Source organism: Streptomyces sp. NBC_00259 (assembly GCF_036181745.1).
GTDB classification, from domain to species: domain Bacteria; phylum Actinomycetota; class Actinomycetes; order Streptomycetales; family Streptomycetaceae; genus Streptomyces; species Streptomyces pratisoli.
Genome location: NZ_CP108080.1, coordinates 7,656,211 through 7,669,079 on the forward strand (window position 1 = coordinate 7,656,211; position 12,869 = coordinate 7,669,079).

General features: G+C 67.7%; 17 protein-coding genes and 1 pseudogene. 7 read left to right on the top strand and 11 right to left on the bottom strand.

All coding sequences use genetic code 11. From position 1 onward, the window contains the following. The first annotated feature begins 90 nt into the window (after window positions 1-90). Together OG766_RS34280 and OG766_RS34285 are read left to right on the top strand one after the other, a co-directional pair. Window positions 91-795 carry a TetR/AcrR family transcriptional regulator C-terminal domain-containing protein gene (locus tag OG766_RS34280; protein WP_328727129.1) on the top strand — a complete coding sequence of 235 codons (705 nt, stop codon included), beginning with the start codon at window positions 91-93 and terminating at the stop codon, window positions 793-795. Between the two features lie 154 nt (window positions 796-949). Beyond that, a complete protein-coding gene (locus OG766_RS34285) occupies window positions 950-1,471 on the top strand; it encodes a DUF6328 family protein (RefSeq protein ID WP_266384626.1) in 522 nt (173 codons plus the stop codon). On the opposite strand, the gene OG766_RS34290 is transcribed toward OG766_RS34285, so the two are convergent. The 9 genes from OG766_RS34290 to OG766_RS34330 all read right to left on the bottom strand — a co-directional run bounded on the left by OG766_RS34290 (window position 1,468) and on the right by OG766_RS34330 (window position 5,773). Continuing rightward, window positions 1,468-2,040: a hypothetical protein gene (locus OG766_RS34290; RefSeq protein WP_266384620.1), complete on the bottom strand. Its 573-nt coding sequence runs from the start codon at window positions 2,038-2,040 to the stop codon at window positions 1,468-1,470. The genes OG766_RS34285 and OG766_RS34290 overlap by 4 nt on opposite strands. Continuing rightward, window positions 2,037-2,564: a DUF6286 domain-containing protein gene (locus OG766_RS34295; protein ID WP_266384617.1), complete on the bottom strand. Its 528-nt coding sequence runs from the start codon at window positions 2,562-2,564 to the stop codon at window positions 2,037-2,039. The genes OG766_RS34290 and OG766_RS34295 overlap by 4 nt, the downstream gene beginning before the upstream one ends. Then, window positions 2,561-2,992 (bottom strand): Asp23/Gls24 family envelope stress response protein, encoded by a 432-nt coding sequence (locus OG766_RS34300; protein WP_266384614.1) that lies wholly within the window; start codon window positions 2,990-2,992, stop codon window positions 2,561-2,563. The genes OG766_RS34295 and OG766_RS34300 overlap by 4 nt, the downstream gene beginning before the upstream one ends. After that, entirely contained in the window at window positions 2,964-3,173 is a 210-nt protein-coding gene (locus OG766_RS34305; RefSeq protein WP_266384612.1) for a hypothetical protein, read from the bottom strand. The genes OG766_RS34300 and OG766_RS34305 overlap by 29 nt, the downstream gene beginning before the upstream one ends. Window positions 3,174-3,209: 36 nt before the next feature. After that, complete coding sequence (locus OG766_RS34310) at window positions 3,210-3,710, bottom strand: Asp23/Gls24 family envelope stress response protein (RefSeq protein ID WP_266384609.1); 501 nt, start codon at window positions 3,708-3,710, stop codon at window positions 3,210-3,212. 91 nt (window positions 3,711-3,801) lie between these two features. After that, window positions 3,802-4,116, bottom strand: a complete 315-nt coding sequence (locus OG766_RS34315) for a hypothetical protein (RefSeq protein WP_266384606.1) — start codon at window positions 4,114-4,116, stop codon at window positions 3,802-3,804. Between the two features lie 14 nt (window positions 4,117-4,130). Next, window positions 4,131-4,571 carry an Asp23/Gls24 family envelope stress response protein gene (locus tag OG766_RS34320; protein WP_266384604.1) on the bottom strand — a complete coding sequence of 147 codons (441 nt, stop codon included), beginning with the start codon at window positions 4,569-4,571 and terminating at the stop codon, window positions 4,131-4,133. A gap of 63 nt (window positions 4,572-4,634) precedes the next feature. Continuing rightward, the gene (locus tag OG766_RS34325) at window positions 4,635-5,192 is read right to left on the bottom strand and encodes a hypothetical protein (protein WP_266384601.1); all 558 of its coding nucleotides are present in this window, start codon (window positions 5,190-5,192) and stop codon (window positions 4,635-4,637) included. Then, window positions 5,183-5,773: an RNA polymerase sigma factor gene (locus OG766_RS34330; protein WP_266384599.1), complete on the bottom strand. Its 591-nt coding sequence runs from the start codon at window positions 5,771-5,773 to the stop codon at window positions 5,183-5,185. The genes OG766_RS34325 and OG766_RS34330 overlap by 10 nt, the downstream gene beginning before the upstream one ends. Before the next feature lie 528 nt (window positions 5,774-6,301). Between OG766_RS34330 and OG766_RS34335 the strand changes: the two genes are divergently transcribed. Further along, window positions 6,302-7,012: a histone protein gene (locus OG766_RS34335; RefSeq protein WP_266384596.1), complete on the top strand. Its 711-nt coding sequence runs from the start codon at window positions 6,302-6,304 to the stop codon at window positions 7,010-7,012. Between the two features lie 6 nt (window positions 7,013-7,018). After that, window positions 7,019-7,984, top strand: a complete 966-nt coding sequence (locus tag OG766_RS34340) for an SRPBCC family protein (protein ID WP_266384593.1) — start codon at window positions 7,019-7,021, stop codon at window positions 7,982-7,984. A gap of 56 nt (window positions 7,985-8,040) precedes the next feature. On the opposite strand, the gene OG766_RS34345 is transcribed toward OG766_RS34340, so the two are convergent. Beyond that, a complete protein-coding gene (locus OG766_RS34345; protein ID WP_323137364.1) occupies window positions 8,041-9,309 on the bottom strand; it encodes an MFS transporter in 1,269 nt (422 codons plus the stop codon). 1,192 nt (window positions 9,310-10,501) lie between these two features. Between OG766_RS34345 and OG766_RS34355 the strand changes: the two are divergent. The 3 genes and pseudogenes from OG766_RS34355 to OG766_RS34365 form a co-directional block, all read left to right on the top strand. Then, a pseudogene (locus tag OG766_RS34355) lies at window positions 10,502-10,801 on the top strand (integrase core domain-containing protein); the annotation flags it as partial. Window positions 10,802-10,804: 3 nt separating this feature from the next. Beyond that, entirely contained in the window at window positions 10,805-11,098 is a 294-nt protein-coding gene (locus OG766_RS34360; protein ID WP_443045580.1) for an MmyB family transcriptional regulator, read from the top strand. A 245-nt stretch (window positions 11,099-11,343) separates the two neighbouring features. Then, entirely contained in the window at window positions 11,344-11,655 is a 312-nt protein-coding gene (locus OG766_RS34365) for a DUF4235 domain-containing protein (RefSeq protein ID WP_266384584.1), read from the top strand. Window positions 11,656-11,745: 90 nt separating this feature from the next. Here the strand turns inward: OG766_RS34365 and OG766_RS34370 are convergent, their stop codons facing one another. Beyond that, window positions 11,746-12,540, bottom strand: coding sequence for an alpha/beta hydrolase (locus OG766_RS34370; RefSeq protein WP_328727130.1), 795 nt, complete (start codon window positions 12,538-12,540; stop codon window positions 11,746-11,748). Between the last annotated feature and the right edge of the window lie 329 nt (window positions 12,541-12,869).

Here is a 12,869-nt window from a genome sequence, read left to right on the forward strand (position 1 = left end):
ACCGAATAAGTCAACAGTGTGGGAAAAATATTCTCCCGGGTGGGATCACGGGCTTGCCGGGAGGTGTCGTGGCCTGGTCTCATCGGGTGCATGGGATCGGAAGGCACGGTGGTACGGGGCAGGGGGCGGCCGCCCAAGGTGGTCCTGGACGCGCCGATCATCGTGGACGCGGCACTGGCGCTCTGCGACGAACACGGCGCGGAGGCGCTGACCGTGAGGAAGCTGGCGGCCCGGCTCGGCGTGGACCCGTCGGCGCTGTACCGGCATGTCGCGGACAAGGACGAGCTGCACCTCCTCCTCGCGGACCGGCTCTTCGAGGAGATCCTGGAAACCTTCGCGCCGGCACCCGGCGACTGGCGGACGACCCTGCGCGACCTGGCGGTCGCCTCTCGCGAGACCGCCCTGCGGCATCCGGCGGCCGCGGTCGTCGCCACGTACCGGACAACGCGGCGACCCGCGGAGATGCGGATCGTCGAGCACATCCTGACCGCCTTCGCCGAAGCGGGCTGCGACCCTGAGCAGTCCGCCCTCCTGCACCGCGTCTACGGAGACTTCACCCTCGCCTGGTCCGGCATGGACGCCGCCTTCGCCACCCTCGACCCGGCGGCACAGGCGGGTGACGAGGCGGCCTGGACCCGCGAGTACGTGGCAGTCGACCCGTCCCGCTACCCGTCGATCGCGCGCAGCTCGGCCCATATGGCGACGATGACGGGGGAGCGCGTCTTCCGGGCGGCGCTGGAGGTGCTGCTGGACGGGCTGGGGGTGCGGATCGGGCGCGGCGGGCCGGCTGGTTGACCAAGCCCCGGAGGGTGCGGGTGCGTCGATGAGGCCCGCGCTGTCGGTTCGAGACGGCCGCCCCCTGAGTGATGGTCATACTCGTACGACTTGATCGGCCTGGCTTCCTTCGCGCGGGGTACAAGGGTGCGACCGGCACGGTGGAGGAGGCGTCATGGACAGAGGCAGTGCATCCGGTGAGGCTGGTCGGAGCGACAGTCGGGAGGAGACGGAGGACGAGCGGGCGGACCGTCGCTGGCAAGAACTCGTGCAGGAGATACGGGTCACGCAGACCGGCGTGCAGATCCTGTTCGGCTTTCTGCTCACGGTCGTGTTCACGCCCGCCTTCCAGAAGCTGGGCCAAACCGACAAGACCATCTACATCGTGACGGTCGTCCTGGGCGCTCTGGCCACGGGAGCCCTCATCGGCCCGGTGGCGTTTCATCGCATCGTTTCAGGGCGGCGTATCAAGCCGCTGGTGGTCGCATGGGCGTCGCGACTCACGTTCCTGGGGTTGGTGCTGCTGCTCGCCACTCTGATCTCGGCGCTGTTCCTGATCCTGCGCACGGCAACGCACGACGGCTTCGTGCCCTACCTCGTTGCCGGGGTTTTCGCCTGGTACCTCGCCTGCTGGTTCGTCCTTCCCCTCTGGGCCCGCTTTCGCTACACCTCGGCTGACTCCTCGGACACCCCCTAGCGTGCGCGGGCGCCGGTGTGGGTGGTGAAGCGGTATTCGACGGTGAACGGGAGCTCGTCGAGGTCGAGTGCTCGTCGCAGCCGGGGCAGCCCGTGGGTGTTGAGGCGGTGGTTGATGGTGGTCAGATCACCGCCTTGTTCGGTGCTGATCACTATGGCAAGGGTGGGATTCCGGCTGGTTCCGGCGAGGGTGGCGCGGGCGTGGTGGACGCCCGGGTAGGTGGCGACGTCGCTGAGGAAGGGGGCGGTGGCAGTGTTGGCGGTCAGTTCGGTGTTGCCCTCTTCGGGGTTGTGCTCGAGATGCCATGTGCGGGTCTTGGGGCGGCGGGCAAGTTGTGCGGCGAGCCAGCGCAGGACGAGCAGTCCCAGAATGACGGCCGTGGCGGCGGTCACCCACAGCATCCAGGTGGGCGGGTCGGCGGTGGCGGGAATGAGTGGGGCGCCTGAATCGAGGAAGCCGAGTCGGCTGAAGTGAGCCGCCACGGCGAAGAAGCCCGAGCCGAGCAGAAGGAGGCCGAAGACGGCCAGCAGGGCGCGGTTGAGGCGGGCCGGGCGGTTGAGGCTGGTCATGGTGCGTTCCTGGTGGCATGGAGCTTGATCTTCGTTGCCGGACGGGTGAGTGGGGTGACCTCGTCGAGGCGCTGGTCGAGGGCGCCGCGGACAGCACGGGTGAGTCCCGCGGTGTTGGTCCGGTCCGTGCGAATACGGGCGGTGATCGTGCGGCGTCCCAGTTTCAGCTTTGCTCTGCTGACCCCGTCGACACTCGCGGCGGTGTTCTGCAGGGCGCGGCGCAGGCTTCGCCTGGTGACGCCGGCGTCCACGTCCCCGGTGAGCGGCAGGACGGTCGGTTTCCCCGGCAGGAATGCCGCAAGCAGCAGGACGAAACCGAGGAGGACAGCTGCGGCACCCGCGGCGAGGACGGCGGTGTCGTTCCAATGGAGGCCGTTCAGGGCGTCGGTGACCGAGCGGTAGCTGACGAGCGGGCGCCGACCGATGATCGACTGAATGGCCACGATGGCGGTCAGGACGCACGCGGCGAGCAGGACCAGCGCGGTGAGCGTGGCGGGAATGGTGCGGCGAGGTCGGCGTTTCACAGGACCCTCCTGGTGGAGGAGTCGGGGGGACGCAGCGCTGTGACGGTGATGTCCACGCGGGTCACGGTCAGACCGGTGAGGTCCGCAACCCGGCGCACCACGTGTGCGCGGGCGTCCTCGGTGGCGTGGGCGACGGATTCCGGATAGACGACGGACAGGCGAACGTCGAGCGCCACGTCCGAGTCGTCACTGACCTTCGCGGTGACCCGGGCAGGGTCTTCCGGGCGTTGCCCAGGGACCGATATGCCGAGCACCCGGCCGACGGTCCCGCCGATGTGCTCGACTTCGGTCAACACCCGGGCGGCGATGCGTTCGACAGTGCGGTCGGAGATGGTTGTGCGGCCGCGTTGCGCCGTGCCGGTCCCGGCCTCGACTGATGTGGCCGCGCGGGTCTCGGCCTCAACCGACGTGGTGGTCGCGGTGTCCATGGAAGTCGTCCCTGTCACGGCCGGTGAACTGGGCGAGGTCGAGTTTGCCGTCGAGGTAACGCCCCACCAGCAGCCCGACCGTTCCGAGAACGAGGACGATGAGGAAAGCGTCGAAACCACCGAACGCGGCGGCGAGGCCGAGTACGAGACCTGTCAGCAGCCCCATCTGAGTGGACGTCATGTCGGATTCTCCTTGGTGTGGGTCCGTGTCTGGCGGCTACTGCACGCGGTCTCCAGTCCCCTGGTCGTCGCCGTCACCGTCTTCACTGGGGATATGGACATCATTGACATTGATGTTGACCTCGACGACTTCCAGGCCGGTCATCTGCTCAACGGCGTCGATGACGTTGTTGCGGACGTCCTGGGCCAGATCGGGGATGGACACGCCGTACTCGACCAGCATCTGCAGGTCTACGGCCGCCTGCTTCTGACCGACCTCGACGGAGACACCCTGGCCGGCGCTGGCGGAGGCTCCGGGGATACGTCCCTTGACCGCACCGAACGCACGCGCCGCTCCGCCGCCCAGCTCGTACACGCCGGGTACCTCGCGGGCGGCGATCCCGGAGATCTTCTGGACGACGACGTCGGCGATGGCAGTGTTGCCCTGCCCGGATGCTTGTGCAGTGGAGGCCTCTGGTGCGCCGGCGGTGGTCTTGGCCGAGTCACCCGCGGCGAAAGTGGAGTGCTCGGCGCTGTTCGCGGTGGAGGGGTTCGTCATGGTGCTCTCCTCGGTTCCCTGGTCTGGACGAGGCAGCTCCGCGCTCGTCACACCTGAAGGACCCGTGCCGAGGGAGAACGTCATGGCCCTCTCAGGCAGCGGCGTCGCCGGCGTGATCGAGAGGAGTGAAGGCGGCGGCGTCGATGTCGGTGACGACCAGGCGCAGCCTGGCGTCCTTCCACCGGGTGTCCCTGACGGCCATGTGCACGGCGGCCTCGGCTTCGCGAAGGACCGGAGGCAGGGGGAGCGCCAGGGCGACGACTCGGATCTCGATGAACCCGTGGTTGATGCCCACGGCCAAGGAGTCGAGGTTCCACGGCACGCGCGAGCCGATGTGGGTGGTTGAGGGCGTTGCCGGGCGCAAGCCGGGGACCTTGCCCAGGGCGGCCAGGAGCGAGCGGGTCATCTCTGTTCGCGGTGTCACCACACACCGGTCCCGTCCATGCCGATGTCCATGTCCATCTCCATGTCCATGATCGACACCACGACGGCCTGTGGGGTGAGACCTGTGGCGTCGGCGACAGCACGCGTGACCTCGCGCTGGACGGCTTGTGCCACCGCCGCAGCCTGGTGCCCACCGGCGCTGACCAGGTCGACGGACACGCGCAGTATCGATGGCACGACCGAGCGGCGGTCGGCCGTGACTCTCACGCCCTCGGTCGAGGCCGGGGCAAGGCCTTTGATCTTCTGGCGTGTTGATCGGGCCACCTGGGAGGCGAGCCCGGTCAAGCCGGGTTCGAGGCGCACGACACCCGGGACGCCGACAGCGGCTCGAGCGGCGACGGCGGCGATCACGGGCTCGGCGATGACCCACTGGAAGCGGGGAACCCCTGCCTTGTCGTCCGGCACGGTCGTTGTCATGGCGAGCACCGTGTCCTTGTGCTGCGGTCTCTCTCAACGGTCTGCTGCCCGATCGCGGCGGTGTCATGCGTCGTAGACGTCCTCCACGGTCAGGTCCAGACGCGCCAGGGGCATCCCGACCCGCGCTGCGGCGGCTGCCCGTACCCGCTCGCGCACCTCGTCGACAGCGTTGACGGAGAACCTGCCGTAGGCCACCGCGAGGCTCATCGACACCTCCATCGCGCGGCCCGCCTCAATGACGGCGATCCGGCAGCGACGAGCGCGTACACCGTCGACGGAATCGGCGGCGCGCCGCAGCACCGCAGCGACCACTTGCTCGCTGATGCGCACGCCGCCCGGCTCCGTGCTGGGCAGCGGGAGCATGTGGTGACGGCGGACCTCTGCGCGTACCGCGGACATGATCCGGCCGGTCAGGCCCAGCGAAGGCCCGGTCTCCTGCGATGCCAGCTCGCCCGTCACCGCCCGAAGCGCCATCAGGCTCTCCCGAGTCGCAGTGCAGTACTCGCACGTGAGCTGATGCGCGTCAGCGACGTTGTCGTTGGTCGGATCGAGCCGTTCCCACACCGTCTCGACATCGCGGCCGCACGGCAGCACGTAGCTCCGGGCGTCGCTCATCTCCATGGGGACATCGCCTCCGCCAACTGCGCTCGAGCGCGCGCTATGCGTCCGCGCACTGCCGTCTGAGTCGTGCCCGTGGCCCTGGCGATGTCTTCGTAGGAGAGCCCGTGAACCTCCCGCAACAGCCAGCAGGCACGCTGTTCGGGCGTCAGCCGTGTGAGCGCCGCTGCGAGCGCGATCAACTGCTCACTGACCTGTGCCGCCCGCTCGGGCGACCCCGCTGCATCGATGGATTCGCGACGGTCCAGGTCGGCTTCCGTGACAGGTCTGCGTGCCCGGATGATGTTCAGACACCGATTGGTCGTCGTCCGGTAGAGCCAGCCCACGAAAGCTCTGCCGTCCCGCAACTGCCCGAGTCGTCGCCAGGCGGTCAGGAACACTTCCTGCACCACATCCTCGGCGTCGCCCCGGCTCGCGAGCATATGCAGTGCCAAGCGGTACATCGGACCCTGGTAGCGGCGCACCAGCACCTCGAAGGCCCGTATGTCGCCGTCGCGGGCACGGACCACCAAGGTGGCGTCGTCCAGTGCCACCTCCGGGGTGGGGGAGGCGGGATGTGAACCGACACCGGCAGGCGATGTCACCTGCACAACCTTCCTGCGCCAGGCATGCTCTCGGGCCCTTCTCCCGGACCTGCTGGAACACCGGTCTCCCGGACCTGCTGGAACGCCGGCCGAACCGCGCCGGGCAGTAGTAGGACACAACTGCCGCGTCATCGTCACGGCACACATCAAGTGTCTGCCGTCCACGGGTCTGGTGGAGCAGTTGGTCTGACGGCCGGCGACCGGCGACGACCCCGGACTGCCGCAGTTGCCCCGCGTCCCCAGCAGGACGCGCAACTTCTCAAGATGCGACCGCATGGATTCGGGCGAAACTGGTGAGTAGAGGACCGGCATTGAGCGATGGCTCTCGTGCCGAGGCGACCGACCCCGTCGTGGCCGCAATCACCGAGCCGTAGATGGCCGGCCCCGCCCGACGTGAGCAGGACCAGGTTCCTTTCGGTGCGCTCCAAGAATCGGCTGCTGTGGGCCGCCGTAGGGCAGAGACCACTGGTAGCAGCAGTTTGTGCGGCACGGGCGGGTCCCTGAGGGAACGATGAAGGTGACGTGCGCATGGACGATCAGACCAAGATGGCTCTCGCCGCGGCGATCGCCGGCGGTTACGTGCTGGGCCGTACGAAGAAGGGCAGGCTCGCCCTGAGCTTGGGGACGTATCTGGCGGGCAGACGGTTCGGGCTTGAGCCGCGCCAGCTCGCTGTCGAGGGAATGCGCAGGCTGGGGGAGATTCCCCAGGTCGCCGAACTGCAGGACCAGCTGAAGGGCGAGGTCCTCGAGGCCGGCCGCAAGGCAGTGACAGCTGCTGCCACGCGCAGCATGGGGACGCTTGCGGACACGCTGCGTGACCGCACGGCCAGCCTCGGGATGAAGGAAGAAGAGGAAGAGCCGGAGGAGGAGTACGAGGACGAGGAGGAACCGGAGGAGGAGTACGAGGAAGAGCCGGAAGAGGAGGAGGAAGAGGAGGAGGAAGAGGAGGAGGAACCAGAACGCGAGCGCCCGCAGCGCCGGAGAAGCTCCCGGAAGCCGACTCGGTCCGGCAGGGATACCGGGTCCAGGCGTGAGAGGCCACCCTCCGACCGGAGTTCTTCCAGGGCAGCGGCGAAGGAGCCGGCCCGGAGGAAGAAGACCTCCGCGTCGAAGCCGGCAGCGAAGAAGGCAGCCCCGGCAAAGAAGTCCGCCACCACGAAGCGGGCCCCCGCGAAGAAGGCGGCGGCTTCAGGGCGGGCGGCGAAGAAGACGTCCACGCGCGCCGATCGCCGGAGGTAGTCCGCCATGGCCGGGAAGCAGACGAAGCAGCCGGACGTGGAGGCGGGGTTGGGCGGACTGGGCGAAGCGTTGTCTGGTTTCGTCGGTTCACAGGTCGAACGGCTTGCGGAGAAGGCCGGCGACAAGCTCACGGATGTCACTGATCAGCTCACCGACGTCGCCGACAACGGCGGGTCGCTGCTCAAAGTCGGCTCGCGCATCCTTGGGGGCGAGTCCCCCGTGAAGGCGTTCTTGTCCGAGAAGGCCAAGGGCATCAAGGACAGCGTGGTGGACAAGGCCAAGGAAGCGTTCGGCGGCGGCAAGGGCAAGTCCGGTAGCAGCGGCAAGAGCATGAACATCATCGAGGTTCTCGACGTCGGCGTGCCCCTTCGCACGGCCTACGACTACTGGACGCAGTACGAGGAGTTCAGCAGCTTCACCAAGGGTGTTCACGGCGTCTCGAAGAGCGACGAGATGACCAGTGACTGGAAGGTCAAGGTCGGCCCCTCCTCCCGCAGCTTCAAAGCGACTGTCCAGGAACAGATCCCGGACGACCGGATCGTCTGGACCTCGGAAGGCGCCAAAGGGTCGACCAAAGGTGCGGTCAGTTTCCACGAACTCGCACCGACACTGACGCGCATCGTCCTGGTCGTGGAGTACTTTCCGTCCGGATTCTTCGAGAAGACCGGCAACCTGTGGCGGGCTCAGGGCCGCCGGATGCGGCTGGACTTCAAGCACTTCCAGCGGTACGTCACTCTCACCGAGGAAGAGCCGGAGGGCTGGCGCGGCGAGATCCGGGACGGCGAAGTCGTCATGTCACACGAAGAAGCCCTGGAAGAGGAGGAAGAGGAAGAGGCAGCCCAGGACGAGGACGCGGAGAACGACGACGAGTACGAAGCCGCGGACGACGAGGACGGCAACACCGAAGACGAAGAAGAGGACGTCGACGAAGACGAATGGGAGGACGAGGCCGATGAGGACCGGGAGGAGTGACCCCCGGTGCGCGACGCCCCTGCCATCGGGCAGGGCGTTGCTCGAGATGGTCTGTTTCAGGATGCCTCTTGATCGGCGGGTTTCTCGATCTCGGTGGTCACCCGTGCCCTTCGGAAGAGCACCGGGAGCCACAGGAGGCATGCCAGCAGAGGGACCGCGGCGTAGGTGGCCATGCCCGCACTGGAGCCCAGTCCGTCCATGAGCGCGCCGAGGGCGAGATAGCCGATGCCGATGAGCGCCGACTCCACGAATGCGATCATCGACAGCAGGCTCGCCCGGTGGCGTGACGGCACGGCCTCGTTGAACACGTTGTCCACGATCACGGCGGTGATCTCGGGAATTCCGACCAGGACCAGGAACGCGGCGATGGTGACCCAGACAAGGCCGAGGCCGCTCAGGCCGAGAGCCGCGGCGAGCGTCAGGAGAGACACCGGGACCATGACCCGATACCCGATGCGCCGGTCCGCGCGGTCCGACAACAGCGGAATGAGCCCGCCGGCGAAGAATCCCGCCGAAATGACCACGCTGACCCATGCGGTGCCCGCTCCCTGATCGGAGAGGGTCTTCTGCGCAAAGATGATGTACGGCGTCAATGTCGCATGCATCAATCCGGACACCACGACAAGCGTGACGAGAGCCGGCGTGGCCACCCGGAGCATCGCCCGCCATGCGGTGGCGTCGCCGCGCTCCCCGGCTCCGTCCTGCTCGTCCACCGCGTCCGCGCCGCGGATCTCCGGCACCCGTGACATCAGCACCACCACAGCGAGGGCGAGGCACGCCGCCGAACCGACGTAGACGACTCCCCAGGAGATCTGCTGCAGTTGGCCGCCGAGGACGATGGCGGCTCCCGAGGTGACCGTCCCGAGCATGGTGAACCGGGACTTGATCTTGACGTAGCCGGCCGTTGCACCACGACGCACGAGCAGGTCGTACAGCAGGGCGGTGTCCGAGCCGGACACACATGCCATGCCCACGCCCTGCCCGATGAACAGGGCCAGGAACACCCAGTAATGGGAGAACGTCCCCTGGCCGAGCAGACATCCAGCTATCAGCATCTGGCCGATCACGATGCTGGCACGCCTGCCGATTCGGTCGGCGATGACTCCCGTCGGCAACTCCGCAAGTCCGCTGACCAGGTAGAGCAGTGTCTGGAGTAGGGCCACTTGCGCGGCGGAGAAGCCTCGCTGCTGAAGGAAGAGGACGAATACGCCGCGCTGGAACAGCGTGTTGGCGAGCACGGCGTATACGTAGAACGGGCGCGTGACACTTCGTGCTTCATTGTCGACTACAGCCGCCCCGCCAAGGGCCTCCGTGGTGCCGGTCATGCTGCGGGCTCCCTGGTGACTCCGGTGATCATCAGTGTTGAGCCTCCGCCGCAGACCGGAACCTCCAGTCCATACTTTGCGCAGGATATGCTGCGCCTCATTCAGCCAGACAACGGTGCGCGGGCCGACCTTCTGGATGTCAGCCAGTGCGGACTCGGGCCGGGTGGGATCAAAGGGATGCCACAACCGCCAGCCCTCACGGAGCAGTTGAACTGCTTCCCAGCACGCTCGGGTTTCTCCGCACGACGAACTGCCCACCAGCATCGCCATCCCGCTGTGCCCAGTCTCGCCCCGAAGTACCAGCCCACGCAGATCCTCGTCGTGGGACCGCGGGATGGACGGAGTAAGGGCGGGCAGCGACGAGAGACCCTTCGACCTTGCGGCGCCCACAATCGGGTCGTCGTCGTAGTGCAGGGTGCGGCTGCCCTGGAACCACTGCCCCGGCGTCGCGTCAACGCTGTGGTGGACTTCCAGGTCGAATGGGTCCAACTGGTCGATGGCACGCCCCACGGCCGTGGCCATGTGGTGCTTGCCAAGTGCGGCTTCGGCCTGGGCCTGCTGCACGTCGGCCCGCACGGTATTGGCCCTGTGCCGCGCCGCCGCCGAGTGCTGATCACGCCACCACAGGGGGTCGAGCACATGCGCTTCGGATGCCGTCGGCTCAAAACCTTCGGCAGCAGCCGCAACACGCAACTGCTCCACCATCTTGACCAGAGCATCGACCTTCTAGGGGAAGCGGCTGCCATCCAGCCAAGCCCCGATCGTCGTCGCCACAGGCCTCCCAGCGCCCCGTGACAAGGCCCGCAGACTGACACGCCGCGCGAGGTGCTCGCCATGGATGGCTCCGAGCCGCTGCATAGCAGCGAAGAAGGCTTCCTCGCTCCCTGCGCTGTCCCACCCCCTGTCCTGCCCAGACCCTGAACCGCCCCGGTTCGAATGGAGACTCGATTCCATGTAAGGATCAGAGTCATGGCACGTCCCTCCTCCTATCCGCCTGAGCTGCGCAAGCGCGCGGTGCGCATGGTCGCCGAGGTCCGCGGTGACTACCCGACCGAGTCCGCCGCGATCAACGCGGTCATGGTGAAGCTGGGCATCGGCTCGCGCGAGACGCTGCGCAAGTGGGTCCGGCAGGACCAGATCGACTCCGGACAGCATCCGGGGACGACGACGGAGGAGTCCGAGCAGATCAATTCAGTACACCAGCCGGGCCTTCACCGACGCCTGCCGCCAGGCCGGCGTCCGCCAGTCCATGAGCGCGATCGGCAGCTCGGCGGACAACGCGCTCGCCGAGTCCTTCAACGCGACGTTCAAACGCGAGACGCTTCAGGGCCGCAAGACCTGGTCCAGTGAACGCGAGGCCCGCCTCGACGCGTTCGGCCGGCTCAACCGCTACAACACCCGACGCCGTCACTCCCGCCTCGGACAACGCAGCCCCATCGCCTACGAGACAGCACTCGACACAACATCAACTACCCTGGCCCAAGCCGCATAGCCCGTGCCCAAGATTCCGGGTCAAGGCCCGTGGTGGGCGGAACACGACGTGTACCAGCCGAAGTACGGCTCCAAGCGATACCACCACCCACTCGTCGGGGAGCTGACCCTCGGCTTCGAAGCCTTCACGCCCATGGGAGACCTCGACCAGACACTCGGCCTGTACACCGTCGAACCCGGATCACCGTCCGAGAACGCCCTGCGCCTGCTTGCCAGTTGGACCGCCGACAGCACGTACACCCAGCCCGGAGAAGGCTTGGGGGGTGCGCCCGGCCGCGGGGCGGCGGGGCGGGCCTGAGGGCGGTTGCAGTGGAGTACGCGGGCGCGGTCGTGCCACCGCACGCGGCGGCTCGCCTACGGCGCTGCGGGACGGGGCGGGTGCCACATGGCGTGTGGCACAACTGCACGTGTACGGGGTGCGATGGGGGGCACGCGCACACTCGTGCCCCGCCCGCGGGCGATGCGCGCCGCAGCGCCTCGCCCACGGGAACGACGGGGCGCGGACGCCACGGAATCGGTGAAGGAAACGGTGAAGGGGGACGCATGAGCACGATGAAGTTGAAGAGGCAGGGGAAGGTACCGCTCGTCTACAAGCCGGTCGGTTTCGCCCTGAGCTGGGGCGGCGGCGCGCTCGCCGGAATGGCGTTCCAGAAGGCGTGGAAGGTACTGCGGAACGAGGACAACGCGCCCGACGCGTTGGACCGTGACCGGGGTTGGGCCGAGATCCTGCTGGCGGCCGCCGCGCAGGGCGCCATATTCGCCGTCGTCCGCAGCGTGGTGGACCGCTCCGGGGCCGAGGTTGTGCACCGTGCGACGGGTGTGTGGCCCAGCGGCGAAAGGACCGGCAGGGACTGACCCAGGTCGGCCCGCACGACCCGTCGAGCCGTCCCCGGCCCGTACGACCCGCAGGACTCCTTCGCGTACTCCTCCGCAGGGGAGGACGGCTCAGGAGTGGGCGAGCGCCCAGTCAAGGGCGTAGTCGGCGATCTCCTGCCAGCCGTCTTGGACGGGCATCAGGTGGGAGCGGCCGGGAAACGCCTTGACCTCGGTGGTGGTGCCTTCCGCCTTGTAGCGCTTGGCGTTGGACTTCTGGACCTTGGGCGGCATGAGGTGGTCGTGCTCACCGGAGAGGAACAGCAACGGCGCCCGCTCGGCGTTGTGGAAGTCCACGTACGTGTCAGTGCGGCCGGGGCGGAAGTTGGCCTGAGCGCTGCCCCATACGATGCTGCCCGGTGCGGGGATGTGGTAGCGCTCATACGTGGTGCGGGCCTGGTCCTCGGGAAACGTGTTTGCGAAGGCGTAGCGCCATTGGCCGAAGTCCAGCCCGACGGCGCGGTGCCGGTTGGCCGGGTTCTTCAGGACGGGGTAGAGGGACCGGATCTGGGACAGCGGTACGGCCAGCACGCCCTCGGCGGGCGCGGAGTTGATCGCCACTCCGGCGGCGCCGAGGCCGCGGTCCAGGAGGATCTGGGTGAAGGCGCCGCCGGCAGAGTGTCCCATCACTATGGGCGGCCGGCTCAGTCCCGTGATCAGCTTCTCAAGGCTGGAGATGATCGCCGGAACGGTCACGGACTCGATCGGGGCCGGGTCGGCGTTGAGGGCCTCGACCTCCACCTCGAATCCAGGATACGACGGCGCGATGACGCGAAAGCCCCTGCTCTCGTAGTGGTCGATCCAGCCCTCCCAGGCGCGCGGCGTCACCCAGAAGCCGTGGACGAGGACGATGGTGTCGGGTTGCATCAGTGTGCTCCTTAGGAGGGGGCCGATGGCCGGTCATGGGTGTCGAAGGACGAGGCGAGGCAAGGCGCGACCTCATCGCCGGATGCGACGGGTGCGAGGGCGGGGATGACGTTGTCCGCGGCTGGGATGACCTATCTGGAGGCGGGTCTGCCTCGGCCATAGCCGACGCGAAAGGGGCCCAGCCTGATCTCCATGCCACGTTCGCCATGAGTCCCACCACCTCTCTGTCCCGGCGTTTCGATCTCCACTGTTAGACCGAGAGGATCGGAGATTGTGACACCGGGGCCCAAGAGATTGCCTCTGGGGCAAACTGGGCTGACCCCGGTCGG

What these genes read in the sequence shown, in the direction of transcription:
- OG766_RS34280 (WP_328727129.1), top strand. Translation starts at nt 91, where the DNA reads ATGGGATCGGAAGGCACGGTGGTACGGGGCAGGGGGCGGCCGCCCAAG.
- OG766_RS34285 (WP_266384626.1), top strand. Translation starts at nt 950, where the DNA reads ATGGACAGAGGCAGTGCATCCGGTGAGGCTGGTCGGAGCGACAGTCGG.
- OG766_RS34290 (WP_266384620.1), bottom strand. Translation starts at nt 2,040, where the DNA reads ATGACCAGCCTCAACCGCCCGGCCCGCCTCAACCGCGCCCTGCTGGCC.
- OG766_RS34300 (WP_266384614.1), bottom strand. Translation starts at nt 2,992, where the DNA reads ATGGACACCGCGACCACCACGTCGGTTGAGGCCGAGACCCGCGCGGCC.
- OG766_RS34305 (WP_266384612.1), bottom strand. Translation starts at nt 3,173, where the DNA reads ATGACGTCCACTCAGATGGGGCTGCTGACAGGTCTCGTACTCGGCCTC.
- OG766_RS34310 (WP_266384609.1), bottom strand. Translation starts at nt 3,710, where the DNA reads ATGACGAACCCCTCCACCGCGAACAGCGCCGAGCACTCCACTTTCGCC.
- OG766_RS34315 (WP_266384606.1), bottom strand. Translation starts at nt 4,116, where the DNA reads ATGACCCGCTCGCTCCTGGCCGCCCTGGGCAAGGTCCCCGGCTTGCGC.
- OG766_RS34320 (WP_266384604.1), bottom strand. Translation starts at nt 4,571, where the DNA reads ATGACAACGACCGTGCCGGACGACAAGGCAGGGGTTCCCCGCTTCCAG.
- OG766_RS34325 (WP_266384601.1), bottom strand. Translation starts at nt 5,192, where the DNA reads ATGGAGATGAGCGACGCCCGGAGCTACGTGCTGCCGTGCGGCCGCGAT.
- OG766_RS34335 (WP_266384596.1), top strand. Translation starts at nt 6,302, where the DNA reads ATGGACGATCAGACCAAGATGGCTCTCGCCGCGGCGATCGCCGGCGGT.
- OG766_RS34340 (WP_266384593.1), top strand. Translation starts at nt 7,019, where the DNA reads ATGGCCGGGAAGCAGACGAAGCAGCCGGACGTGGAGGCGGGGTTGGGC.
- OG766_RS34345 (WP_323137364.1), bottom strand. Translation starts at nt 9,309, where the DNA reads ATGACCGGCACCACGGAGGCCCTTGGCGGGGCGGCTGTAGTCGACAAT.
- OG766_RS34365 (WP_266384584.1), top strand. Translation starts at nt 11,344, where the DNA reads ATGAGCACGATGAAGTTGAAGAGGCAGGGGAAGGTACCGCTCGTCTAC.
- OG766_RS34370 (WP_328727130.1), bottom strand. Translation starts at nt 12,540, where the DNA reads ATGCAACCCGACACCATCGTCCTCGTCCACGGCTTCTGGGTGACGCCG.